Raw genomic sequence first — 26,148 nt, 5'->3', positions numbered from 1 at the left:
TTTTAATTATAAATTATTCCTTTTAACAATCTATTTCTATTTTATACAATGGATATTAAAATAATAATTTAACAAATAAAAATTAAGTGATTTCTCCCGATAAACAATATGAAGCTGATACCAATTTATATAATCCATCTGAAATAGAAAATAAATGGCAGTCAATATGGACAGAAAACAATTTATACAAAACAGATGAATTAACTGAACAAAGCGATAAATTTTATGCCTTATCAATGTTTCCCTACCCATCAGGTAATCTTCATATGGGACATGTTAGGAATTATGTTATTACAGACTTAATAGCTCGGTTCCAAAGGTTTAAGGGCAAATCTGTTTTACATCCAATGGGTTGGGATGCTTTTGGTTTGCCTGCTGAGAATGCAGCGATTGAAAGAGGAATTAGTCCAAGTGTATGGACTAAAAAAAACATTTCTCATATGAAGTCACAATTAAAGCTTTTGGGACTATCAGTTGATTGGGATAGGGAATTTGCAACCTGTGATGAAAATTATTATATTTGGACACAATATCTATTTTTGGAATTATACAAGGCAGGTCTTGTATATCAAAAGGAATCAGAAGTTAATTGGGATCCTATAGATAATACAGTCTTAGCTAATGAACAAGTTGACTCAGAGGGTAAATCTTGGAGATCTGGGGCAGTAGTTGAAAAAAAATTATTAAAGCAATGGTTTTTAAGGATTACTAATTATGCGGATGAGTTATTGAAGGATTTAGAAAAATTAGATAACTGGCCAGAAAGAGTAAAAATAATGCAAGATAATTGGATTGGAAAGTCAATTGGTACAAATATTAATTTCAATATCAATAACAATCCAGAAAAGAAAATAACTGTATTTACAACAAGGCCAGATACTTTATTTGGAGTAACTTATTTAGCAATTTCTGTTAATCATTCATTAATTAAAAATATTTCTGATCAAGAAACCATACAAAATATAGAAAATCTTAAAGAATATTTGAAAAATAATAAAAATAATGAACTAGAAAAAATTGGAATAAAAACTAGCTTAATAGCAATAAATCCAGTTAATTCTCAACCTATTCCTATTTGGATTGCAAGTTATGTCCTCGATGAATACGGAACTGGCGCTGTTATGGGCGTGCCTGCTCATGATCAAAGAGATTTTGAATTTGCTAAGAAAAATAATATTGATATTAATCAGGTAATAATAAAGGATAAAAATGAACAAACTAATGAGCTTGATGAAGCTTATGTGGAAAATGGATATCTTATTAATTCAAATCAATACAATGGTATAGCAAATACTTTTGCTAAATTAAAAATTTTAGAAGAGGGTGTAAATAATGGATGGGCCGAAAATAAGATTCAATATCGTTTAAGAGATTGGTTAATATCTAGACAAAGATATTGGGGATGTCCGATTCCCATCGTTAATTGCAAAAAATGTGGATCTGTTCCTTTAAACCAATCAGATTTACCTGTTGCATTACCAAAAGATATAGATATCTCGGCTAACAAGATTAATGCTTTAGGTGATAATAATAATTGGATAAATACAACATGTCCAAAATGTGGAATAGCGGCAAAAAAAGAAACTGATACTATGGATACTTTTATGTGTTCATCATGGTATTTTTTAAGATATCCATCTTCAAAATGTTCAAATAAGCCATTTGAAAAGATTGAAATTAATAAGTGGTTGCCTGTAGATCAATATGTTGGAGGAGTAGAGCATGCAATATTGCATTTGTTATATGCAAGATTTTTCACTAAAGCTTTGCGGGATAATGAACTATTTGAAATTGATGAACCATTTAAAAAACTATTAACGCAAGGAATGGTTCAGGCGGCAGCCTATAAAAACAATAAAACGGGTAAATATGTTTCTCCTTCCGATATTACTGACCTATCAAATCCTACAGATCCAATCGACAATTCTAAACTCGAAGTTCTTTTCGAGAAGATGTCTAAGTCAAAATATAATGGAATAGACCCTGAATCAGTAATTAAAAAATATGGAGCAGATACAGCAAGAATGTTTATATTATTTAAAGCACCACCAGAAAAAGATTTGGAATGGGGAGATACAGATGTTGAAGGACAATTTAGATTTTTAAGCAGGATTTGGAAGCTTTATGTAAATTGTGCAAAAAATATAAATAGTAAATCTAATTCCTGTCCAGATAAAGAAATAAGTTTAATAAAGTCAATGAATATAGCTATAAAAGAAATTTCAAATGACATATTAAATAACCAATTTAATACTGCGATTTCAGAACTAATGAAGTTTTATAATTCATTATCAAATTCCATTAATGACGTAAACAATAATTTAAAAATTGATGCTTTAAAAACATTTTGTATTTTGTTGGCTCCATTTGCACCTCATATTGCAGAAGAAATATGGCATCTTATAGGTTTTAAAAAATCTGTGCATTTAGAATGCTGGCCTTCATTTAATGCCGAGGCACTAAAGGAAAATTCATATGAACTAGTAATACAAGTTAATGGAAAAGTTAGAGACAAGGTAAATATTAATAATGATATGAGTGAAGATCAAATTAAAGAATTGACTCTTAAAAGACCTAACATATTAAAATGGACTCAAGATAAGGATATAAGAAAAATAATTATTGTTAAAGGAAAAATTATGAATATTGTTGTTTAAGAATTTATTTTTTGAATAACTAATGAATTTGGATTTGACCAATCGCCCTTAACTAAATAATTATCATTACCGAAACACATTTCACGGAGTATGAAAAATATAGGTTCACTCACTGAATTATCAAATAATGATGTTATGTCATTTATAGAATATTCTCCACCTTCATCTAATAAATTACTTACTTTTTGTTGATAATCAATAATATTTGCGGCTGCTTTCTTTCCAGCTTCAACTCCAGGTTGATCATATGCATTTATATTTACCAATTCAGCGTAGAAGGATACAGCCCTCTCAAATAAAGCGATTAAGGCACCTAGTGTAAAACAATTTAAATTTTCTAGCGTAATAGTGATACTTTGTCTGTTTTCACTAGAGAGTGCTGATCTGGTTCCTTGCAAAAAACCAGAAAGATATTCTTTAGGATTCTCTTTTTCATCAAAAATATTAGTAGATGGAGAATCTAATAATTCAATAAAAATACAGAAGAAATTATCAATACCATCTCTCAGTTGCTGAACATAAGCATGTTGATCTGTAGATCCTTTATTACCAAAAACGGAAATACCTTGATTAACTACCTCACCATTCCTATTAAATTTCTTACCTAATGATTCCATCACTAATTGCTGCAGATATTTACTAAATACCTGTAACCTGTCTCTATAAGGTAATACGACCATATCTCTCTTCCCAACGCCATCCCCTGTTAAATACCATGCAGATGATAATAATGCCGCTGGATTATTTTTAAAATCACTTGTACGTGTGGCTATATCCATTAATGATGCACCTCTAATAAATTCAAATATATTTTCATTGATAAGAGCTAATGGGAGTAATCCCACGGAGCTTGTAATACTAGTTCTTCCTCCAACCCAATCTTGTAAATTAAATATTTTTAACCAATTTTCAGAAGTGGCCTTTTTAAATAACTTACTATCTTTCATTGTTATAGCTATAGCATTAGAATTCCATTCAAGAGAATTGTTTTCGCAATGACTTTTAATGATTTCCATAGCAATTCTAGGCTCAGGCGTACCACCTGATTTGCTTACTACTACAAATAATGTTGTGGATAATTTCTCAGATAACTCTTCTAATTTTTCGCTAATTAAAAAAGGATCAACATTATCGATATAAGAAAAATTTAAGCCTATAGAGCACTTCTGCAGAGACTCAGTAATGAGTAATGGGCCTAATCCACTTCCACCAATTCCTATCCATAGAACATCAGTATAGTTCTCATTATTTTTATTGTTAATATCTCCATTTAAAATTTGTTTTCCAAATTCTGAGATTTCATTAATATTTGTGCTAATTTCTTCTCCTATTTTTGAAGATGGAGAAATTGACGGATTTCTAAGCCAATAATGTCCAACTAGTCTATTTTCATCAATATTTGCGATTGCACCATTTTCTAATTCTTTTATTGATGAAAAAACATCTATAAATTTTTCTTCTAGAGTATTTATATCCTCATTGGTAAAATTAATTTTGCTTATGTCTAACCAAATATTTAGTTTTTTATCAAACCAAAGATAATTACAAAATTTATCCCAAGAGTTTAAATCTCCATTCATTTTATATATTTGTTTCTTTTAGTTATCTTCTAATTATATCTATACGAATAGTACATAGATTTGAATCATTTAAATTTGTTTAAATTTTTATCTTCAAATAAATATGTTTTTGAATATAAACAATTAAAATAAATGGTTTTTTTTATTTCATATGAATTTATCATTGGAAAAAATAAAAAATTTTGGATAAATCATTTAATTACATAATTTCGCCTGAGATATCTGATTTTAGAAGATTTTCACCAAAATTAAAAATAGGTGTGCTTGCTTCTGGGAAAGGAACAAACTTTCAGGAGTTAATTAATCTCTCAGAAAAAGGTGAATTAGATATAGATATAAAAGTTCTTATAACTAATAAAGATGATGCAGCTTGTATAAAAAGAGCTAAGAGTGTAAAAATACCACACAAAATAATAAGAGGCAAAGACTTTCTGCAAAAAGAGCTATTTGAGTTAGAAATTATAAATACTTTAATTAATTACGATGTTGAACTTGTTGTAATGGCTGGCTGGATGAAAATTGTCACTCCATTCTTTATTAATAAATTTAAGAATAAAATTATTAATATTCACCCATCATTACTTCCTGCATATAAGGGTAGTTCTGCAATAAAGGAATCTATATCAAATGGTTCAAAAATAACTGGTTGTTCAGTACATTTTGTAGATGAAGAGGTAGATAGTGGTTCATTAATAATGCAAGCTGCATTGTCAATTAGAGAAGATGATGATATTGATTCACTTTCCAAAAGAATACAAATACTTGAACATAAAATTTTACCTCACTCAATCTCTCATGCTGGTTTTTTGATAAGAAGTAATTTTATGGAAAATTATTAGTTAACTCAAGACCATCATCCATTGAATATCCACTCATAATATTTAAATTTTGAATTGCTTGCCCACTTTGTCCTTTTAACAAATTATCAATCACAGATAAAATAATAATCCTTCCATTTCGAATATCAACTTTCACAGAAAGAAAAATTTGGTTTGTATTTTTAACCCATTTTGTAGATGGGAATGTATCTACTGGTAAGACAATAATATTTTTAAAATTTCTATAATAATTGTCCAATAGAATTCTGCAATCATCCGAAGTTAACCCTGGATCTCTTAATCTTCCATAAATAGTTGAATGCATACCCCTTGCAATTGGAACTAGGTGAGGAGTAAAAAGTAGTTCAATATTGTTACCTGATATTGAAGATGCAATTTGCTCGATCTCTGAAGTATGTCTGTGATTAATCAATCCATATGCTGATAGACCTTCTCCACATTCTGATAAAAGTAGCTTTTGATTTGGTTCTCGACCCCCTCCTGAAGTTCCACTTTTAGAATCAATAACTATACCTTCATTTTCAATAATTCCTTGGGATAAATAAGGAACTAGTGGAATAAGAGCCGATGTTGGATAACATCCTGGACATGCAATTAATCTTCCTTTTGAAATATCTTCTTTATTTATTTCAGGAAGACCGTATATTGCCTCCTTACATAAATCATCATCATTTCTTTTATAAATCGCTGCTTCTTTAGGATATACTTTTTGCCATTCTTCCAAAGACTTATATCTATAGTCAGCTGATAAATCAATAACTTTAATTCCTCTATCTAATAATTTTCTTGTCAAAGTAGAAGATATTCCATTTGGTAAACAAAGCAAAGCAATATCAGCTTTATTTGAGATATTTTCAACTGAAATTTGTTCAATATAAGGATCGGTATCAAGAAAAATAAAAGGGAAATTATCATTCCACTTTGATCCCGAGGTTTTATTACCTCCTAAAAAAGAGATTTTGTAGTTTTTATTTTTCTTTAAAAGATTTACCGCTTGAATACCGCCGTAACCAGTAGCACCTACTATTGCAACATTCATTTCTTAGAATTGGCTGACTTTGAGATAGGATTATAAAGTGTTGAAATTAGGATAACTAACACACTATTTTTCTATATTGATAGGAATAATGAAAGAAACAAGTCCCAAATCAAATAATGGAACAATTTTGGATATAAATCAAAGTTTTAAAATCGAATTTGATCCTATAAGTGATGCATTAGCTGCAATAAGGAATGGTGAATGCATAATTGTGGTAGATGATGAAAGAAGAGAAAACGAGGGTGATTTAATATGTGCGGCTCAGTTTGCAACTCCTCAACAAATAAATTTTATGGCTACTGAAGGAAGAGGTCTCATATGCCTAGCAATGCAAGGTGAAAAACTTGACTCTTTAGATTTACCCTTAATGGTAGATAGAAATACAGATGAGAATCAAACAGCTTTTACAATATCTATAGATGCCGGACCTGAAAACAATGTTTCAACTGGAATTTCAGCTGAAGACAGAGCTAAAACGATTCAAGTTGCTATAAATCCAAACACAAAACCTGAGGATTTAAGGAGACCAGGACATATATTTCCATTAAGAGCTAAAAAAGGGGGTGTTTTAAAAAGGGCAGGTCATACTGAAGCAGCAGTAGATATTGCTGCAATGTCTGGACTATATCCTGCTGGAGTAATTTGTGAAATACAAAATCCTGACGGCTCAATGTCAAGACTTCCCCAACTTAAAGAGTATGCAAAATTATGGGGAATGAAATTAATATCCATAGCTGATTTAATTAGTTATAGATTTAAAAATGAGAGATTTGTTTTTAGAAAATCTGATGCCGTTCTTCCTAGTATTTTTGGAAATTTCAAGGCCTATGGGTATATTAATGAACTTGATGGTTCAGAGCATGTAGCGTTAGTTAAACAGAAATCATCAAAATTAAGTGAACCTGTACTCGTAAGGATGCATTCAGAATGCCTAACTGGTGATGCTTTTGGATCGTTACGTTGTGATTGTAGACCACAGTTAGAAGCTGCTTTATCAAGGATAGAAAAGGAAGAAGAAGGGGTTGTTGTTTATTTGAGACAAGAAGGAAGAGGTATTGGTCTTATAAATAAATTAAAAGCGTACAGTCTACAAGATGGTGGTTTAGACACAGTAGAAGCTAATGAAAAATTAGGATTTCCTGCTGACCTAAGAAATTATGGAGTTGGAGCGCAGATATTAACGGATCTTGGGATAAAAAAATTAAAGTTATTAACGAATAATCCTAGAAAGATTGCAGGATTAGGAGGTTATGGTATCGAAGTTATTGAAAGGGTTCCATTAGTGATATGTCCAAATGATAATAATGCTGAATATTTGAGTGTAAAGAAAACAAAGCTTGGCCACATGATTGATGAAGATAATTCTAATTCAAGGAATATTGATCCATTTATATCTATTTTTCTTGATGGAAAATATAAATCAATAGAGCTAGTTCCAATAAAAAATAAAGTTATTAAATTCTGTGTTAATCAAAACATTAATATTAAGTTGGAAAGTACGCCAAGATTATTGGCTTTTTGGAATCGACCAAAATTAGTTTGGCGAATTTTGCATGATCGAAACAGAACTAATTTAAACATTACTGATGAAGAAATAAAAAATATAGAATTATTTATTCAGTTTTTATCTAAATATGAAAATAGTACAAAGTTTGGGATTATTGTTTCTAGAAATATTGAACAAGCATTACATCTAAAAAATAGCATCAAACTTATCAATACTAAATTTACTATCAATAATGAAATCTTGTATTCATCTACAAGAAAATTTAATTTAGATAAGGAAACTTTTAGTATTGTTTTTGAAAACTAGAATTACTATTTTAGGGATGCTTTTAAAATTTTTGAACCATTAGTAAGTTTTAAAACTACATCCATATCCTCGGTTTTACCAAAAACAGTATGAACTCCATCAAGATGGGGTTGTGGTTCATAAACTATAAAAAACTGACTACCACCTGTATCCTTACCTGCGTGAGCCATAGAAAGTGAACCTTTAAGATGTTTATTTGTATTGATTTCGCATTTTATATTATATCCAGGACCTCCAGTCCCAGGCATTCCAGATGCTCCTTCACGAGTATTTGGACATCCTCCTTGTGCCATAAACCCAGGAATAACTCTGTGAAAGGAAAGACCATCATAAAAACCATCACTTATTAACTTAGTAAAGTTATTAACAGTATTAGGTGCATCCTCAGAGAAAAACTCAATATTAATATTCCCAACTTCAGTTTCAAATAATGCTTTTGTCATTTTTATTTATTAAATTATTTATATATTAATCATTAAAGCAACTTTTCAAGGTTTTCCTTAATGGTATTTATATCTATTTTTTCTTTATTATTGTCTCCATCCCAATCTTCTACTTCTAGGTTTTTTTGTGGTGGAGAAATTAGTAATCTGTCTTCCGCATTTTTAGGAACAAAATTTCTCTCCACTAATTTGTATTCATAATCTAACTTAATGCAGAAATCCTTTATTTCTTTAATGTCAATCATTTCAACTGTAGGTAAAGGGAAATCTTGAGCTTCAAGTAGACCACAGTATCTTATCGCATCATCCTTGTCTTCAAACATAAGAACTATAGTTCTTCCTTTAAGCTCGATTGAATGAATTCCTTCTTTATCTGTTCCTGAATTATATAAAAGAACAAATATGTTCATAAGTATCAATTTTTCTTTTTATATATTATTTGATTAAGACTCTGAAAGTGATAATTCTTGTAACCTTGTATATAAAGCAATTTCTTCATCATTAATATCTGCAGGAATTACAACCAAGATTTCAACATATTGATCGCCAACATTATCTTCAAATATTAGACCTCTGCCCTTCAAACGTAACATTCTTCCAGTAGATGATTTAGGAGGTACTTGAAGGGTTACATTTCCATCAAGAGTAGGAACCTCCACTGCACAACCAAGAAGAGCATCATGAGGAAATAACTCTAATTTATAATGAACTCTCAAACCATCTATTCTTAGACCACTTTCCGTTTGAACTTTTAACTGTAGATAATGATCTTTTCCACCCCTCGCAATATTTTCAAGTCTTAATCTCCATCCATCTCCAGCGAAGGGCGGCGTATCAACTTCTACGACAGTTTGATCTTCAAGTTCAATTAAAATTGAGGCTCCATTTAAGGCCTCATCAGGAGTCAATTCGATAATAGTCTCAATATCTTGATGAAGTTTAACTGGAGGTGGTTCTTCTGGAGATGTCGTAGGGTATTCATAATTATTGAATTCTTCATTATCTATATTTATTGATTCATGATCAAATGATTCATTAATGTTTTCATCGTAATTGATTGAGTTGTATTCATATCCAAATAATGAATCAAGATAATCTTGAAAATCTGGAAAACCTGTCTTGAAATTATTGTCTTCGTAGTTTTGCTGATTATTTATATCCGATAATTGATTTCTTTTATTTGGATTACGAAAGTATTCGTATGCTTCGTTAATTAATTTAAATCTTTCTTCAGCATTTAGATCATTTTTATTTAGATCTGGATGCCATTTTCTTGCTTCTCTACGAAAGGCCTTTTTAAGTTCTTTTTCGTCGAAATCATGGGATAAACCCAAAATTGACAAATAGTCTTTTTTAGAGGAAATAGTCATTGTCCCATGGATCATCATCCCTAGAATTACCATACCTCGAATTTCTATAATTTCTATTCATTTGATTATCCCAAGGATCATCATCCCAATAATCATCAGAAAAAAGTTCATCCTTTAATGATCCAAATGTATTTTTTATACCCTGTAACGGATTATTATCAGTTTTCCTTTCTGCAGCAAATTTTCTGTTTAAACCAAATAATGCTTCTTGGAGAGCACTTACTGAAATTTCCAATTCTTGAGGATCATCATCGTCTATATATTCTTCAACATCTTGAATAGCCAATTCAACAGCTCGTTGTTGCCTCTCGGCTCCATAAGGTCCAAACTCTAAAGAAGCATCTCTAAGCCTTCTCTCAGCTTGAGCAATAAGAGTTAAAGCATTATTTTTTCTATCTATGACAGATCTTTTCTTTCGATCTTCATTGGCTTTTGATTTAGCTTCTTCAATTATCGAATTAATTTCTTGTTCATTTAAATTAGAGCCTCCAGAAATTGTAACTGTTTGCTTTCTTCCAGTTGTTCTATCAGTTGCACTAACTTCTAATAGTCCATTTGCATCAATATCAAATGCTACTTGAACTTGAGGTATTCCTCTGGGTGCGGGCGGTATTCCAGATAACCTAAATTTACCTAATGATTTATTTTCAGAAGCCAATGGTCTTTCACCTTGCCTTACTTGAACAACTACTGAAGATTGATTAGCTTCTGATGTACTAAATACATCAGATTGTCTTACTGGAATTGGTGTATTACGTGGAATAAGTACCTTCATAAGACCACCAATAGTTTCTAGACCTAAAGATAAGGGTGTTACATCATTTAGCAGAAGATCCTGTAAATCACCACTTATTATTCCAGATTGTATCGCAGCACCAATTGCAACGACCTCATCTGGATTTACAGATTGACAGGGATTATTAGGAACGAGAGTCTTGACTAATTGTTGGACCATTGGGATTCTTGTACTGCCACCAACAAGAACTACCTCATCTATATCTTCTGAATTCCATCCAGAGTCATCTAAGGCTATTTGCACTGGCTCTAATAATCTGTCTAGTAGGTCTTGGGATAATGATTCAAATTTTTTTCTATCAAAACTCTCCTCAATATGTAATGGGCCATCTTTATTTGTTGTAATAAATGGTAATGATATTTTTGTTTTTAATAATCCTGACAATTCACATTTAGCTTTTTCAGCAGCTTCGGTTAATCTCTGCAATGCTTGCCTATCCCTTCTAAGATCAATATTATGTTTGGCAAGAAATTTCTCAGCAAGCCAATCAACTATTTTGGAGTCAAAATTGTTTCCACCTAATTGTGTATCTCCACAGGTTGCTTTTACATCAAATACACCATTAGAAATTTTTAATAATGAAACATCAAATGTTCCTCCCCCTAAATCAAAAACCAAAACATTATTAGAGGAACTTTTTTCAAAACCATAGGCTAGGGCAGCTGCAGTAGGTTCATTTAGGATTCTATCTACTTTAATACCAGCTAATATTGCAGAATCCTTTGTGGCTTGCCTTTGAGATTCATTAAAATATGCAGGAACTGTAATAACAGCGGAGTCAACAGTATCTCCAAGATATGTTTCAGCATCATTAACTAACTTTCTGATTAATGAGCTAACTAACTCTTCAGGAGCATATTCTCTTTCAGTATTTGGACTAAGAATTCTAACACTTCCAGTATTATTTGCTTTGACATTATAAGGAACAGAAATACTTGTCTCATCTAGTTCATCCCATTCGCTACCAATAAATCTTTTTAAGTTATAAAAGGTATTTTTAGGATTTAAAACAAGCTGTCTTCTTGCTTGATCACCAATTACAATTTCCTTGTCTTTTGTAAAACCAACTATTGAAGGAGTAGTTCTAGAACCTTCAGAATTTGCAATTACAATTGGACGACCAGCTTCTATAACTCCTACAACAGAGTTAGTAGTACCTAAATCAATTCCAACTATTTGCCCCATGATTTTAGATTGCTAAATTAAGCAAAACTTACTAATAATTTAATCAATTATTATCTTTGATATTTACATATAATAGTAAAAATCAAATTTTTTCAACTTTTTTTAAATAAATAAGATTATTTATAAATTGTCAAACTTATTACTATTTATTTTAAAAAATCCTTTACATGCAAAGCTGTTGATGTAATTGACCAAAATCAATTAATATAAAACGGAGAGAGAGGGATTCGAACCCTCGATAAAGTTGCCCCTATACAGCATTTCCAGTGCTGCGCCTTCAACCACTCGGCCACCTCTCCCAAGACACATATTTTAAACCTTTATCATCCCATTTTTGAGGAAAGTTATTTGAACAAGACTTTCACAGTCACAATTAAAAATAAGGAAACCGGAAAGGTTTACCGAGAGCAGGTTAATAGTGATCAATATATTCTTAAGGAATTTGAAAAGAAAGGCTTCAACCTTTCATTTTCATGTAGAAATGGTTGTTGTACAAGTTGTGCAGTTAGAATAATATCTGGTACGTTGCAACAAACTGAAGCCATGGGTGTATCCCAAGCCTTAAAAGACAAAGGTTATGCACTGCTTTGTGTTGCTAAAGCCACTTCAGATCTCGAGTTAGAAACAACCTACGAAGATGAAGTTTATGATTTGCAATTTGGACAATATTTTGGAAGGGGAAATACAAGAGTCGCTCCACCCTGGGAGTTCGAGGAAGATTAAATATCATGTTTAAACTAATTGATATTAAGGAACTAGAAAATAAGTTACCCTTACCTAGGTTGTACGAAATAGCCAAAAAATCTGCTCAAATTGGGAATGAGATTTTAAAAATTAATTACAATAAAATTCAAAAAATATCATCTAAAGGTAGGAAAGGTGATCTTGTAACCAATGTAGATTTAGAAGTTGAAAATAAAATAAAAGAATATTTAGTTAAAGAAACACCAAACATATCTATACATGCAGAGGAATCTGGAAAATTAAATAAATCCTCAGATTTAACATGGTTAATAGACCCATTAGACGGTACAACTAATTATTCCCATGGATATCCTTTTTTTGGAACCTCTATTGGTCTTGTATATAAAAATAAGCCAATTATAGGAGCTATATCAGTACCATATTTAGATGAACTCTATTCGGCCTGTATAGGTTTGGGATCTTTCTGCAATGATACTGAAATTAAAGTATCTAAACCTAATACTCTTTCTGATAGTTTACTTGTTACTGGTTTTTCTTATGACAGGTTTGAGACAGAGGATAATAATTATGCTGAGTTTTGTTACTTAACACATAAAACAAGAGGAGTCAGAAGAGGAGGAGCAGCGGCAGTTGATCTTGCATTTGTTGCTGCAGGAAAGGTAGATGGATACTGGGAAAGGGGATTAGAGGTTTGGGACCTGGCGGCCGGTGCTATTATTGTTAAAGAGGCAGGTGGAATTATTTCGGATTATCCAACTGGCGAATTTAATTTAAATTCAGGAAGAATTCTTGCATGCCCCCCCTGCCTTGAGGATGAATTTAAAAAAGAAATAGAAAAAGTTTCTCCATTTAATAAAAATCTTTATACTTAAAAACCATTAGATATTAAAATGACTGAAATAAAAGAAATTAAATTAGTAGATGTAAGGAATAACTCTAATATCATAAATAATTTAAATAATATTTATAAACTATGGGGTTATGAGGAAGTCTCACCATCATTTATAAACACTTTGGAAACGATAAAAGGTCGTGGGGTTATTGAAGAAAATGAAGTTGTTGGAATAGTAAGTAATAATTCATTATGTCTTAGGCCAGAAATGACAACATCTATTGTCAAATTATCTTCTACTAGATTAATTAATAAGAAAAGACCAATAAGATTATTCACCAATGGAATGGTTTTTGATAAGAAACAAAATAATAAAAATTCATTTAAGCTGCAAGAGAAATTGCACAGTGGAATTGAATTAATTGGATATGATACAAAATACCCAGAAATTGAAGTTATTAATATTTTGTTTGATGCAATAGACAATATTAATTTGAAGGAAGGTTGTAAGTTATGTCTACTTGTAAGCACAACAAAAATAATGGACTTGATCTTGAATAAATATAAGAATAATAATTTTGAAGAAATCAAGAAAAGTCTGGTTAACTTTGATCAAGATAAATTATCTAAATTAGGGATAGATGATGATGATAAATATATTCTTAAAGATTTATTATTCACAAGAGGAGAACCAATTTCAATATTAAATAAATTGAAAAGTATATATGGCACTAGTGAAATATTAGATGACCTAAATTTTTTATTTGAAACATTATCAAAAATATCAAATAAATATGGTGTTAAATTACAACTTGATCCCACTTTTCAACCTCACTTGAATTTATACGAAGGTATAGTTTTTCAACTTATAGGGAATATTGGAAATAATAAAAACGTTATAGCTAAAGGTGGAAGATATGATGAACTAGTAAGATTCTTTAGTCCTAATGAGAAAATATTAAATGGAATTGGATTTACAATCTCAATAGATACATTAAGAAATTTAATTAAGGAAGAAAATTCAGATAAGAAAAAGATTTTATTAATGTTTAAAGATTACTTTTTATTAGAAAAAGGTATGAATGAGCAAAAAGAACTACAGAAAAGAGGAAATATTGCCGTCTTACATTTAAATCCTTGTGATGACATAGCTAAAGCTAATCAAATAATGAAAGAAAATAACTGTACTGAGATTTTGTGGCTTAAATAAAACCTTTTAAAAGTATATTTAGGTTTTTAAATTCATATATTGTTCGGACAATACTCCTAATTAAACTTGATTAACTAGTTTTTAGGAAATAGGATTTAATATGTTTGATTTTTTTTAAATGGAAAAAGGCGAAATCCGAATTAATACCGAAAATATTTTCCCAATTATCAAGAAGGCAGTTTATTCTGACCATGAAATCTTTTTAAGAGAACTTGTTAGTAATGGTGTTGACGCAATAAGTAAACGAAGAATGGCATCTATGGCAGGCGACTGCGAAAATACTGAAGAAGCTAAAGTAAAAATATCTATTGATCGTGAAAAAAATACTCTAACGATTTCTGATAATGGAATTGGAATGAACGATAAAGAAATTAAGAGGTACATAAATCAAGTAGCATTTTCTAGCGCAGAAGAATTTCTAACAAAATACAAAAAAGATAATGATGAATTTATAGGCCATTTTGGACTTGGTTTTTATTCAAGTTTCATGGTCGCAGATAGAGTTGATATATTAACTAAATCAGCAATTGGAGAATCAAAAGCTTTCAAATGGTCTTGTGATGGATCGCCAAATTTCACGTTAGAGGAGTCAGAAAGAGAGACAATTGGTACAGATGTGATACTTCACCTACTTGACGAAGAAAAAGAGTTTATTGAGCCTGAAAGGATTAAATCATTAATAAAAAAATATTGTGATTTTATGCCAATAGATGTCTTATTAGAAGGTGAGACAATTAATAAGAAAAATCCTCCCTGGAGAAAACAACCTAGTGAATTAAAAGATGAAGATTATATTGAGTTATATAAATACCTTTATCCTTTTCAGGGAGATCCTCTATTATGGATTCATCTAAATACTGATTATCCATATGACATACAAGGGATATTGTATTTCCCTAAGTTATCTGGTAGAGCTGATTGGGAAAAGGGAGAGATTAAACTATTTTGTAATCAAGTATTCGTAAGCGATTCAATTAAAGAGATTGTACCAAAATATCTATTACCTCTAAGAGGAGTAATTGACTCTACAGATATACCATTAAATGTTAGTAGAAGCGCATTACAAACAGATAGAAAAGTAAGATCTATATCATCATTTATTTCAAAAAAAATTGCCAATAAATTGAAGGATTTGATAAAGAATTCTCCAGAATTTTATGCAGAAATCTGGGATTCTATCTCTGCTTTTATTAAAATAGGTGCTATCGAAGATGAAAAATTTGCTGATTTAGTAAATAACAGTATAATTTTTGAAACAATCATAAATTCGGAGAAAGACGTAACTAAAGATATTGAAAATAAGTCGCTTATCAAATCCAATGATAAATATTTCACAACTCTGGCAAATTATAAAGAACGAAATAAGATAACTGATTCTAAAAAAATAATTTACTGTTCAGATTCGATTGCTCAGTCAAGCGCATTAAATATCTGCTTATCTGATAACAAAGAAGTTATTAAATCAGATCCCTTAATTGATGCACAATTTCTTCCTTGGTTAGAAAGTAAAAACGAAGATTATCAGTTTCAAAGAGTTGATTCAGAAATAAATGAACTAGAAGATAAAGAATCTAAAGAAATTGTAGATAAGGACGGCAAATCAAATACAGAAAATCTTAGAGATACGATTGTAAAAGCACTTAACAATGAGAAAGTAACAGTTAAAGTTCAGTCACTTTCAAGTAAAGGTGCACCACCTGCTATGATCTTGCTTCCCGAGCAAATGAGAAGAATTAATGATATGGGTGCTTACATGGAACAAAAGATGCCTGGCTTACCTGAATATCATGTGCTTTTAATTAATAAGGAACATCCTCTTATTGTTGGTCTTAATAAAATTACAAGCAATAAAATAATTATTGATAAAAAAGACCCTATAGAAAATCCATTGGCATCTAAAATTGCAAATCATGTTTACGATATGGCTAAACTATCTGTTGGTGGATTAGATCAAGAACAGATTATTAATTTACAAAATAATAACGCCGAACTGATTTCAGAATTACTTAATTCAACAAATTGAGTCGTGTGTTAAAATTTTTACAGATATAACTCAAAAAAATATGTCAAGAGTTTGCGAACTTACTGGAGCAAAAGCTAATAATGGGATGGCTGTAAGTCACTCACATATTCGTACAAAAAAATTGCAACAAGTTAACCTCCAGAAAAGGAGACTTTGGTGGGAAGAAGGCAAAAAATGGGTAAATATAAAAATTAGTACTAAAGCACTAAAATCTATACAAAAAGTGGGATTAGATAAATTTGCTAAATCAAATGGAGTTGATTTAAAAAAATTCTAAATTTGATGAGAAATTTAGTTTTAAGTATAGTAATACCATTCATTATTTTATTTAATTGTAATTCAGCAATAGCTTTTGACTTTGCTCCTGAAGTAGGGGATATGGCTCCAAACTTTAAATTAGAAGGTTTTAATAAAAACATAAAATCAAAAAAAATATGGGAATTAAATGATTTTCAAGATAAGTGGCTTGTTATGTATTTTTATCCAAAAGACTTTACAGCAGGTTGCACTATTGAAGCTAAAGGTTTTTCTGAATTAAAAAAAGATTTTTTAAAATATAATGCCGAAATTGTTGGGATTAGTGCTGATAATAAAGATTCTCATGAAAGTTTCTGCAGCGAGAAATCCATAAACTATACTTTATTATCTGATCCTGACGGAATTATTAGTGATAAATATGGTTCCTGGATTCCACCATTATCTGATAGAAATACTTTTTTGATTTCACCAGAAGGGAAAATATCTTATAGATGGATAAGTGTTTTACCTTTAAATCATGCTAAGGAAGTACTTAACGTATTAAAGAAAAAAATATAAATCTTGCACGAACTTTCATTTGGAACATGGTTAATACATATCTCCTCAGTAGTTGAATGGATTTTTGCAATTTTTATCATAAATAAGATTTCTTCATTTAAAGAATTTAATTTATTTTTTTGGTTAAGCCTAGCTATGATTCCAAATTTAATCAGTGCCATGTGCGCAATTACCTGGCATATTTACGATAATCAAGAAGCATTATATGGTTTAGTTACTTTTCAAGGAATCTTGACTTTTATAGGTAATTCAACATTGGCCCTTGCAATTATTGTTATTTACAAAACATCGCGGACTTATGAATGATTTATTTCTGAAGTTTTTAGAAAAATTAGCAACTTATGATAATACAGTATTATTTGCCGCTTCAATTATTCCATATTCAATTTTTTTGTTTTACTTATATAAAATTAAATTTATCAATAGATTTGTAAAAATAGGCTTTTCTTTAACAGTTTTCTTTGTATTTATAACTATAATTTTATCTATTTTTTCATTAACTTATTACCATAAAACCCTTGTGGAGGTTGACTTTTTACATGGTACCGCTGAGTTTTTCTTAACCCTAAGCGATTTTGTTATATTAGTTGGATTTATAAAGATGTTAAATAATTTAGAAGTAAACAACTCTTAAGACCTTTAACAATTTTGTGTTTTTTAGGAAAAAATATTAGACAATATAAAAAATAACTTATTTTTATGCTTACTACATTATTTGCAGCTGCAGATCCAGCAACATTTTCTTGGTCTCCAAAATGCGCCATGATAATGATTACATGTAATGGTATTGCTTATGCAATAGCTAGAGCAAATATTCAAAAACCTAATGAAGGTTTTGAAATACCTAATTCAAAATTCTATGGGGGTTTAAGTCATGCCTCAGTTGTTGGGGCTAATTGCTTAGGCCACATATTTGGAATTGGAGCCATCCTTGGATTAGCATCACGTGGAGTTTTATAGAAGTTAATTAAAATAAGTATTAATTATTTTAATTTAAATTTCTCAATAATTTTATCTGCCATCTGATCAGGCATAAGACCTAATTTTTCTTTACTCTGATCAGGTGAAGCATGATCAACTAAAACATCTGGTATTCCAATTCTGTATACAGGAATATTTACTTCATTATCATTAAATAATTCAACAACCGCTGATCCAAAGCCACCAATTAATGTTCCTTCTTCCATAGTTACAACTTTTTTAATCCTACTTGCTAAAGGGATGATAAGGTTTTTATCAATAGGTTTTACAAATCTTGCATTTACAATGCATGATTTAATTTTATTTTCATTTAATATTTTTGATGTTTCAATAGCTGAAGCAACCATAGAGCCATAAGCAATGATCAATACATCATCACCTTTTTCTATTATTTCAGCTTCCCCTATATTCAAAGGTTCCCAACCCTCATCCATTACCGCAACACCTAAACCCGAACCTCTTGGAATTCTAAGAGCTGTAGGTCCTTTATGATTAATTGATGTAACCAACATTCTCTGCAATTCGGACTCATCTTTTGGTGCCATTAAGACAAAATTAGGAATAGACCGCATATAACTAATATCATACTGACCTTGATGAGTAGGACCATCAGCACCTACTATCCCAGCCCTATCTAGTACAAATGAAACAGGTAAATTTTGTATACCTACATCATGAATTAATTGATCAAATGCACGTTGAAGAAATGTACTATAAATCGCCACTACAGGTTTTAGACCATCGCATGACATTCCTGCTGCAAGAGTAACTGCATGCTGCTCAGCTATTCCCACATCAACATATTGATCTGGGATATTTCTTTGCAATATATCTAATCCAGTACCAGTAGCCATTGCCGCTGTAATACCTATGACTTTGCTATCTTGTTCACATATTTTTAATAAGGTCTGACCGAAAATTTTACTATAACTTACAGGCTTTGGCTTTTTTGATGGTATGGATTTGCCAGTAGTAAGATCAAATGCAGACTGTGCATGGTACCCAACTTGATCGGCTTCAGCATAAGGGTAACCTTTCCCTTTTGTTGTAACAACATGAACAAGGACAGGTTTTTTAAGTCTATGTGCTGCATTAAATGTATTAATTAAATTTCCAATATCATGGCCGTCAATTGGTCCCATATATGTAAATCCAAGTTCTTCAAAAACAGCACCAACTTTTGGTACAGCTAGACGTCTCACGCTTCCTTTAATATTTTTCAATTCTTCCGGAATATCCTTACCAATTAGAGGAATATTTTTTACACTTTCTTGTACACTATCTGATAAAAATTGTAATGGTGGACTAAGTCTAACCTTATTTAAATAAGAGGAAAGAGCCCCAACTGGAGGAGATATAGACATATCATTGTCATTTAGTATTACAACCAAGGGAGTATTTGGTAAGTGACCTGCATGATTTATAGCTTCTAAAGCCATGCCGCCAGTTAATGCTCCATCACCAATAACTGCAACACATTTATAATTTTCTCCTTTTCTATCTCTTGCTATTGCCATTCCTAATGCGGCTGATATAGATGTGCTTGCGTGACCCGCTCCAAAATGGTCAAATTTACTTTCACTTCTTTTGAGATAACCTGCTACACCATTTTTTTGTCTTAGAGAATCAAATTCATTAAAACGACCAGTTATTAATTTATGGGGATAACCCTGATGACCAACATCCCAAACGACCTTGTCGAAATCAAGATCAAGCGTTTGATATAAAGCCAATGTCAATTCAACTACACCTAATCCTGGTCCAAGGTGTCCACCACTTGTGGATACTACTTGAAGATGTCTTTCTCTAATTTGACAAGCAATTTCCTCTAATTGTGAGACTGTTAAGCCATGTAGATCATTAGGATGACTTAACTCACTTAAAAGCATTACATAAAAATATTTATATATATAATCTAAAACGCCGAGGTGCACTTTGAGTGTTTTTTTTGAAATAGATCATGTAATGTTTTATTAGGTTAATAATTAATGCTAAAAATATGAATATGAATGATTATTTTAAAAAGATACTTCAAGCTGATGTCTATGAAGTAGCAAAGAAAACACCACTAGAAAAAGCCCATAATTTAAGTAATTCTCTAAAAAATGAAGTTTTCTTAAAAAGAGAAGATCTTCAAGATGTATTTTCATTCAAAATAAGAGGTGCATATAACAAAATGAGTAAGCTCACTAAATCACAGCTTGCTCATGGGGTGATTACCTCTAGTGCTGGTAATCATGCTCAAGGTGTTGCATTAAGTGCTCTTAAGTTAAATTGTCAAGCGACCATATTAATGCCCATTACAACACCACTAGTAAAAATAAATGCAGTAAAAAATTTAAAAGCAAAAGTAATATTATTTGGAGATAATTATGATGATACTTATAAAGAGGCAATAAGGATTAGCCAGGAAAAAAATTTATGTTTTATTCATCCTTTTGATGATCCAGATGTCATAGCAGGACAAGCAACCATAGCTATTGAACTTGAACAACAGTTAAACGAAAAACCATATGCAATTTATATTGCTGTTGGCGGTGGTGGATTGATATCAGGAATATCCTTATACATTAAAAAAATATGGCCTGAAGTAAAAATAATTGGGGTGGAGCCTGAAGACGCAGATGCCATGTCAAAATCCTTAGAAGAATCAAAAATTGTGGAATTATCATCGGTAGGGCAGTTTGCAGATGGAGTTGCAGTTAAAAAAGTTGGTAATAATACTTTTGATATTGGAAGGAGATACATAGATAAGATGATTAGGGTTAACACAGATGAAATATGTGCTGCAATAAAAGATATTTTTGAGGACACTAGATCAATATTAGAACCAGCAGGAGCATTATCAATTGCTGGAATGAAAAAAGATATTTTAAAATCTAAACATTTAAATAAAAAAATGGTTGCAATTGCATGTGGTGCAAATATGAACTTTGAAAGACTTAGATTTGTTGCAGAAAGAGCGGAGCTTGGTGAATGTAAAGAGGTAATGATGGCTGTTGAAATTCCTGAACGAGCTGGAAGTTTAATTGATTTTTGTAGATTACTTAATAATAGAAATTTAACTGAATTTAGTTATAGAATGTCAAATTCTATAAATGCTCAGATCTTTATAGGGGTTCAAGTTTATGGATTAGTTGATAAAAAAAACTTATTAGATGAATTTAAAAAATCACAGTACCCTTTTATTGACATAAGTGATGATGAATTATCTAAAAATCATCTCAGACATATGGTAGGTGGAAGATTACCACAAAATTTTAAAGAAATTTATAATAGAAATTTTGTAGAGTTGTTATACAGATTTGAATTTCCAGAAAGACCTGGAGCTTTAATAAATTTTTTAAATAATATGAAATCTAATTGGTCAATAAGTGTATTTCACTATCGTAATTATGGTGCTGATGTAGGAAAAATTGTTATAGGCGTTTTGATCGATGAAAGTGAAATTGAAGAGTGGAACAAATTTGTAAAATTTTTAGGATATAAATATTGGGATGAAACTAAAAACCGTACATATAAATTATTCCTAGGTGCATCAAGTTAAAAATAAGGTAAATTAGGTAAGATTTCGGTATTAAAAATCAACCAATCTGATCTAATTAATAATCAACTATCTGATATAGATTTAGTCACAAGAATTGAGGCGGTACTTTATTTGAAAGGCAGACCGATAACAAAAAAAGATCTCTCAGAAATTACTAATTCTGATATCAACTCAATAAATGATGCAATTAAAGATCTAAAAAGTAAATATTCTAATCCAAATTCAGCAATTGTACTAAATGAAGTAAATAATAGTTTTTGTCTCGAGCTTAAATCTAGTCTTAATGATTTTGTTGATTTCTTACTTCCTTCTGAGTTAAAAACATCAGAATTAAGAACATTGGCAACTATTGCAATAAAAAAGAAGATCTTGCAATCGGATCTTATACTTCTTCGAGGTTCAGGAGCTTATGACCATATTAAAGAATTATTAGAAAAGAAGTTTATTGTGAAACGGAAGCAAAAAGATGGTAGATCATATTGGTTATCATTATCAGAAAAGTTTTTTCAAACTTTTGCTGTGAGTAATGAATATCTCTCAAGAATAGGTACCCGTAAAAATAAGCAGCAATAATATGTAAATGCTAAAATAATGTAAATTACAATATTAATGATGTTATTTGAGATTTTAGCAGTTCTGGGTCAAACATTATCGATTTATTCATTCATATTGATTATAAGAATTTTACTTACATGGTTTCCAGGTATCGATTGGAGTAACGGAATTTTATCTGCTTTAACATCTATAACAGATCCTTATTTAAACATTTTTAGGGGTATTATTCCTCCAATAGGCGGATTTGATATTTCATCTTTATTAGCTTTTCTAATTTTAAATGTTATTCAAAGCTTAATTACAAATCTCCAGTATGCAAGCTTAGGTTATAGCTAAATTTATCTATCGTCACCAGACCCTTTTATCATACCTTTAGCAGCTCTTGATCTTAATTTTTCTAGATTTTGCAATGCAACATCATCCAAATTGAAATTTAATTCTGTACAAAGATTTGATATATACCATAAAACATCTCCTAACTCTTTTTTTATAGCAATTTTTGATTCATCATCAAATATTCCATTTTTATCTCTAATTACTTTTTTAACTTTTTCTGCAACCTCACCTGCTTCTCCAACTAAACCAAGAGTTGGATAAATATTATTTGAACCTAAATTTGGATATTGTGCTGTTTCTCTTGCTTTTTTCTGATAAGTTTTAAAATCCATGACTTAAACAACTAACTTTGGGTATGGTAAATTTATTTATATCTAGCAATATTATTTATATATGTCGAATATTGATTTAAAAAGAAGAACAAAAATAGTAGCCACTATTGGACCTGCAACTCAGTCTGAAGAGATAATTACAGATTTAATTAAGGCTGGAGTAACAACATTCAGATTAAATTTCTCACATGGAGATCATAAAGATCATGCAGAGAGAATTAAAACTATTAGGGAGGTATCAAAAAAATTAGATATTGATATTGGAATACTTCAAGATCTACAAGGACCTAAAATTAGATTGGGACGGTTCAAAGATGGCCCAGTCAAAGTAAAAAAAGGGGATAAATTTACACTTACTTCTAATGAAGTTGAATGTACAAAAACCATAGCGAATGTTACCTACGATAAACTTTCTCAAGAAGTTAGTGAAGGAAAAAGAATACTATTAGATGATGGTAAAATTGAAATGATTGTTGAAAAAGTTGATATCAAAGCTGATCTTTTAGAGTGTTTGGTTACTGTAGGTGGGGTTCTATCAAATAATAAAGGTGTTAATTTCCCAGATGTGCAATTATCTGTTAAAGCATTAACAGAAAAGGACAAAGAGGATTTAGAATTCGGATTATCTGAAGGTGTTGACTGGATTGCACTAAGTTTCGTAAGAAATCCATCCGATATTAACGAAATAAAAGATTTGATAAATAAAAAAGGGCATTCAACACCAGTAGTTGCAAAAATTGAGAAATTTGAAGCAATAGATCAGATTGATACAGTATTACCATTATGTGATGGTGTTATGGTTGCCAGAGGGGATTTAGGAGTAGAAATGCCCGCTGAAGAAGTTCCACTTTTACAAAAAGAGTTAATCAGAAAAGCTAATTCATTAGGTATACCAATAATTACCGCAACTCAAATGCTTGATTCCATGGCTTCTAATCCAAGACCAACTAGGGCGGAAGTAAGCGATGTTGCCAATGCAATACTTGATGGAACTGATGCAGTAATGCTTTCAAATGAGACGGCAGTTGGGGATTATCCTGTAGAGGCAGTACAAACGATGGCAACAATAGCAAGAAGAATTGAGAGGGATTATCCGCTTAAAGCTATAGAAAGTCACTTACCTAGTACGATACCAAATGCTATTAGTGCTGCAGTAAGTAATATTGCCAGACAACTTGATGCTGGAGCCATAATTCCTTTAACGAAATCTGGTTCTACAGCTAGAAACGTAAGTAAATTTAGACCGCCAACTCCTATTTTGGCGACTACTACAGAGAGGAGTGTAGCGAGAAGACTACAACTGGTTTGGGGAGTTACACCATTAGTAGTAAAAAATGATGAAAGAACAGCAAAAACATTTAGTATAGCTATGCAAATTGCTCAGGAAATGGGTATTTTGAATCAAGGAGATTTAGTTGTTCAAACTGCAGGCACACTAACTGGTATAAGCGGCTCTACAGATTTAATAAAAGTCGGATTAGTAAGAAAGATTGTTTCAAGAGGGATTTCTATAGGTGAGACTGGAGTTACAGGAAAAGCAAGAATAATTAAAAATAATTTAGATATGTCCTTAATTTGTCCAGGCGAAATATTATTTGTTCCAGAAGAGTTAATGGACAATATTCCTCTAAGCAAAAATATTGGCGGTATTGTTACTAATCAAAAAGTAGATGATGTCTATGCTTTATTTAATAAAAATAATAAAAAAATTTCTACCATTTGTAGTTTAGAAAATATAGATGATAATCAAATTAATAATGGTGACCTAATAACATTGCAGCTTAATGAAGGAGTTATTTATATGGGACAAATAGAAGATGATGAGGAAGCAGTAGATAAATATAAATATGTCTAGAAATATCTCAATAAAGGAAGCCTTAGGCATGGCGACTAAAACATTAGTCTCAAACAAACTAAGAAGTTCTTTAACCATGCTTGGGATAATCATAGGAAATGCATCTGTAATTACACTAGTTGGGCTTGGGAGAGGAGCTCAAACATTAGCTAAAAACCAATTAAGTAATTTAGGTGCAAATGTTTTATTTATTGTTCCTGGAAATAATGACACCAGAAGAAGAGGTATTTCATTTCCTAAAAACTTAGTTTTAGAAGATGCAACTGCAATAAGTAATCAAGTGCCAACGGTTAAAAAAGTTGCTCCACAAATCTCTGCGAACGAAATAGTTCAATCAAATTCTAAGAGCTTAAATATATCAATTGCAGGAGTTACTCCTGAGTTTCTTGATGTTAGAAGTTTTGAAATTGATAAGGGTAGATTTATATCAAAAATTGATGTTAACAGTGCTCGAAGTTATGTAGTAATAGGTCCTGATCTTAAAGACGAATTGTTCGAAGATAAATCTTCTTCACTTGGGGAAAAAATCAGAATTAAAGATCATACATATGAAATAATCGGAATATTAAAACCAAAAGGAGCGGTTTTTGGAAGTAATCAAGACAAAAATGCTTATATTCCATTGACCACAATGGTTAATAGGATTACGGGAAAGGATCCAACATATGGAGTAAGTTTAAGCTTCATTAGTGTGGAAGCAAAAAATAAAAATGCAACAAGTGCTGCAAAATTTCAAATAACTAATTTATTAAGGCAAAGACATAAAATAATAAGAGATGATGACTTTGCAGTTAGATCACAAGAAGATGCATTAAACATAGTAACTAACATAACAAGTGGGCTTACATTTCTATTGGCAGGTATTGGAGCAGTATCTTTAGTAGTTGGAGGTATAGGAATCATGAATATTATGCTCGTTTCTGTAAGTGAAAGAACTGAAGAAATAGGGCTTAGAAAAGCAATAGGAGCAAAACAGTCGGATATATTAATTCAATTTTTAATTGAGGCATTGATTTTATCTACAATTGGTGGATTAATAGGAACAACAACCGGATTATCTGGTGTTTATCTTTTGTCTCTAATAACACCACTTCCTGCATCAGTAGGAATAACAACAACTTTATCCACAATGATCATTTCGGGATCAATCGGTTTAATCTTTGGTGTTTTACCCGCAAAAAGAGCTTCCAAATTAGATCCAATTGTTGCATTAAGAAGCTTGTAAAAAGAATTT

The 26,148-nt window shown here is 30.9% G+C and carries 25 protein-coding genes and 1 tRNA gene; 17 read left to right on the top strand and 9 right to left on the bottom strand.

Annotated features, from left to right (window positions below):
- Nucleotides 1-86: 86 nt before the first annotated feature.
- Nucleotides 87-2,657, top strand: a complete 2,571-nt coding sequence (gene leuS / locus SOI86_RS01780) for a leucine--tRNA ligase (RefSeq protein WP_320681910.1) — start codon at nucleotides 87-89, stop codon at nucleotides 2,655-2,657.
- Here leuS and SOI86_RS01775 read toward each other — a convergent pair.
- The gene (locus SOI86_RS01775; RefSeq protein WP_320681909.1) at nucleotides 2,654-4,237 is read right to left on the bottom strand and encodes a glucose-6-phosphate isomerase; all 1,584 of its coding nucleotides are present in this window, start codon (nucleotides 4,235-4,237) and stop codon (nucleotides 2,654-2,656) included. The genes leuS and SOI86_RS01775 overlap by 4 nt on opposite strands.
- A gap of 182 nt (nucleotides 4,238-4,419) precedes the next feature.
- Between SOI86_RS01775 and purN the strand changes: the two genes are divergently transcribed.
- Nucleotides 4,420-5,076: a phosphoribosylglycinamide formyltransferase gene (gene purN / locus SOI86_RS01770; protein WP_320681908.1), complete on the top strand. Its 657-nt coding sequence runs from the start codon at nucleotides 4,420-4,422 to the stop codon at nucleotides 5,074-5,076.
- On the opposite strand, the gene argC is transcribed toward purN, so the two are convergent.
- Nucleotides 5,060-6,115 (bottom strand): N-acetyl-gamma-glutamyl-phosphate reductase, encoded by a 1,056-nt coding sequence (gene argC / locus SOI86_RS01765; protein ID WP_320681907.1) that lies wholly within the window; start codon nucleotides 6,113-6,115, stop codon nucleotides 5,060-5,062. The two genes, purN and argC, sit on opposite strands and share 17 nt — an antisense overlap.
- Before the next feature lie 88 nt (nucleotides 6,116-6,203).
- Here argC and ribBA point away from each other — a divergent pair, with 88 nt between their 5' ends.
- Nucleotides 6,204-7,928, top strand: a complete 1,725-nt coding sequence (ribBA, locus tag SOI86_RS01760) for a bifunctional 3,4-dihydroxy-2-butanone-4-phosphate synthase/GTP cyclohydrolase II (RefSeq protein ID WP_320681906.1) — start codon at nucleotides 6,204-6,206, stop codon at nucleotides 7,926-7,928.
- Between the two features lie 5 nt (nucleotides 7,929-7,933).
- Here ribBA and SOI86_RS01755 read toward each other — a convergent pair whose 3' ends face one another.
- The 5 genes from SOI86_RS01755 to SOI86_RS01735 form a co-directional block, all read right to left on the bottom strand.
- The gene (locus SOI86_RS01755) at nucleotides 7,934-8,371 is read right to left on the bottom strand and encodes a peptidylprolyl isomerase (protein WP_320681905.1); all 438 of its coding nucleotides are present in this window, start codon (nucleotides 8,369-8,371) and stop codon (nucleotides 7,934-7,936) included.
- A 32-nt stretch (nucleotides 8,372-8,403) separates the two neighbouring features.
- Nucleotides 8,404-8,781, bottom strand: a complete 378-nt coding sequence (locus SOI86_RS01750) for a DUF3110 domain-containing protein (RefSeq protein WP_320681904.1) — start codon at nucleotides 8,779-8,781, stop codon at nucleotides 8,404-8,406.
- Between the two features lie 33 nt (nucleotides 8,782-8,814).
- Nucleotides 8,815-9,774: a DnaJ C-terminal domain-containing protein gene (locus tag SOI86_RS01745; RefSeq protein WP_320681903.1), complete on the bottom strand. Its 960-nt coding sequence runs from the start codon at nucleotides 9,772-9,774 to the stop codon at nucleotides 8,815-8,817.
- A complete protein-coding gene (dnaK, locus tag SOI86_RS01740) occupies nucleotides 9,725-11,722 on the bottom strand; it encodes a molecular chaperone DnaK (RefSeq protein WP_320681902.1) in 1,998 nt (665 codons plus the stop codon). The genes SOI86_RS01745 and dnaK overlap by 50 nt, the downstream gene beginning before the upstream one ends.
- A 212-nt stretch (nucleotides 11,723-11,934) precedes the next feature.
- Nucleotides 11,935-12,021: transfer RNA gene (locus SOI86_RS01735), tRNA-Ser, on the bottom strand.
- Nucleotides 12,022-12,070: 49 nt separating this feature from the next.
- On the opposite strand from SOI86_RS01735, the gene SOI86_RS01730 reads away from it, so the two are divergent.
- The 9 genes from SOI86_RS01730 (at nucleotide 12,071) to psaK (ending at nucleotide 18,268) form a co-directional block, all read left to right on the top strand.
- Nucleotides 12,071-12,445 (top strand): 2Fe-2S iron-sulfur cluster-binding protein, encoded by a 375-nt coding sequence (locus tag SOI86_RS01730; RefSeq protein ID WP_320681901.1) that lies wholly within the window; start codon nucleotides 12,071-12,073, stop codon nucleotides 12,443-12,445.
- A gap of 5 nt (nucleotides 12,446-12,450) precedes the next feature.
- The gene (locus SOI86_RS01725) at nucleotides 12,451-13,299 is read left to right on the top strand and encodes an inositol monophosphatase family protein (RefSeq protein ID WP_320681900.1); all 849 of its coding nucleotides are present in this window, start codon (nucleotides 12,451-12,453) and stop codon (nucleotides 13,297-13,299) included.
- Nucleotides 13,300-13,317: 18 nt separating this feature from the next.
- Entirely contained in the window at nucleotides 13,318-14,469 is a 1,152-nt protein-coding gene (locus SOI86_RS01720) for an ATP phosphoribosyltransferase regulatory subunit (RefSeq protein ID WP_320681899.1), read from the top strand.
- A 118-nt stretch (nucleotides 14,470-14,587) separates the two neighbouring features.
- Nucleotides 14,588-16,492, top strand: a complete 1,905-nt coding sequence (gene htpG, locus SOI86_RS01715) for a molecular chaperone HtpG (protein ID WP_320681898.1) — start codon at nucleotides 14,588-14,590, stop codon at nucleotides 16,490-16,492.
- A gap of 40 nt (nucleotides 16,493-16,532) precedes the next feature.
- Entirely contained in the window at nucleotides 16,533-16,769 is a 237-nt protein-coding gene (gene rpmB, locus SOI86_RS01710; protein WP_025881448.1) for a 50S ribosomal protein L28, read from the top strand.
- 5 nt (nucleotides 16,770-16,774) lie between these two features.
- Nucleotides 16,775-17,308 (top strand): peroxiredoxin, encoded by a 534-nt coding sequence (locus SOI86_RS01705; RefSeq protein ID WP_320681897.1) that lies wholly within the window; start codon nucleotides 16,775-16,777, stop codon nucleotides 17,306-17,308.
- 3 nt (nucleotides 17,309-17,311) lie between these two features.
- Nucleotides 17,312-17,614 carry a DUF2499 domain-containing protein gene (locus SOI86_RS01700; RefSeq protein ID WP_320681896.1) on the top strand — a complete coding sequence of 101 codons (303 nt, stop codon included), beginning with the start codon at nucleotides 17,312-17,314 and terminating at the stop codon, nucleotides 17,612-17,614.
- Entirely contained in the window at nucleotides 17,607-17,942 is a 336-nt protein-coding gene (locus tag SOI86_RS01695) for a DUF3593 domain-containing protein (RefSeq protein WP_320681895.1), read from the top strand. Before SOI86_RS01700 ends, SOI86_RS01695 begins: the two co-directional genes overlap by 8 nt.
- Nucleotides 17,943-18,007: 65 nt before the next feature.
- Nucleotides 18,008-18,268 (top strand): photosystem I reaction center subunit PsaK, encoded by a 261-nt coding sequence (gene psaK / locus SOI86_RS01690; protein ID WP_320681894.1) that lies wholly within the window; start codon nucleotides 18,008-18,010, stop codon nucleotides 18,266-18,268.
- Nucleotides 18,269-18,291: 23 nt separating this feature from the next.
- Here psaK and dxs read toward each other — a convergent pair whose 3' ends face one another.
- Nucleotides 18,292-20,178, bottom strand: a complete 1,887-nt coding sequence (gene dxs / locus SOI86_RS01685) for a 1-deoxy-D-xylulose-5-phosphate synthase (RefSeq protein ID WP_320681893.1) — start codon at nucleotides 20,176-20,178, stop codon at nucleotides 18,292-18,294.
- A 116-nt stretch (nucleotides 20,179-20,294) separates the two neighbouring features.
- Here dxs and ilvA point away from each other — a divergent pair, with 116 nt between their 5' ends.
- The 3 genes from ilvA (at nucleotide 20,295) to SOI86_RS01670 (ending at nucleotide 22,727) form a co-directional block, all read left to right on the top strand.
- Entirely contained in the window at nucleotides 20,295-21,836 is a 1,542-nt protein-coding gene (gene ilvA, locus SOI86_RS01680; RefSeq protein WP_320681892.1) for a threonine ammonia-lyase, biosynthetic, read from the top strand.
- 75 nt (nucleotides 21,837-21,911) lie between these two features.
- Entirely contained in the window at nucleotides 21,912-22,409 is a 498-nt protein-coding gene (gene scpB / locus SOI86_RS01675; protein WP_320682486.1) for an SMC-Scp complex subunit ScpB, read from the top strand.
- 39 nt (nucleotides 22,410-22,448) lie between these two features.
- Nucleotides 22,449-22,727 (top strand): YggT family protein, encoded by a 279-nt coding sequence (locus SOI86_RS01670; protein WP_320682485.1) that lies wholly within the window; start codon nucleotides 22,449-22,451, stop codon nucleotides 22,725-22,727.
- Nucleotides 22,728-22,729: 2 nt separating this feature from the next.
- Here SOI86_RS01670 and SOI86_RS01665 read toward each other — a convergent pair whose 3' ends face one another.
- Nucleotides 22,730-23,059 carry a nucleoside triphosphate pyrophosphohydrolase family protein gene (locus tag SOI86_RS01665; RefSeq protein ID WP_320681891.1) on the bottom strand — a complete coding sequence of 110 codons (330 nt, stop codon included), beginning with the start codon at nucleotides 23,057-23,059 and terminating at the stop codon, nucleotides 22,730-22,732.
- Nucleotides 23,060-23,120: 61 nt separating this feature from the next.
- Between SOI86_RS01665 and pyk the strand changes: the two genes are divergently transcribed.
- Nucleotides 23,121-24,914: a pyruvate kinase gene (gene pyk / locus SOI86_RS01660; RefSeq protein WP_320681890.1), complete on the top strand. Its 1,794-nt coding sequence runs from the start codon at nucleotides 23,121-23,123 to the stop codon at nucleotides 24,912-24,914.
- Nucleotides 24,907-26,139, top strand: coding sequence for an ABC transporter permease (locus SOI86_RS01655; protein WP_320681889.1), 1,233 nt, complete (start codon nucleotides 24,907-24,909; stop codon nucleotides 26,137-26,139). Before pyk ends, SOI86_RS01655 begins: the two co-directional genes overlap by 8 nt.
- The last annotated feature ends 9 nt before the right edge of the window (nucleotides 26,140-26,148 follow it).

Source organism: Prochlorococcus sp. MIT 1314 (genome assembly GCF_034093315.1).
Lineage (GTDB): Bacteria > Cyanobacteriota > Cyanobacteriia > PCC-6307 > Cyanobiaceae > Prochlorococcus_A > Prochlorococcus_A marinus_Y.
Note: the sequence above shows the minus strand (reverse complement) of the source record. Positions and strands in the feature narration are given on the sequence as shown.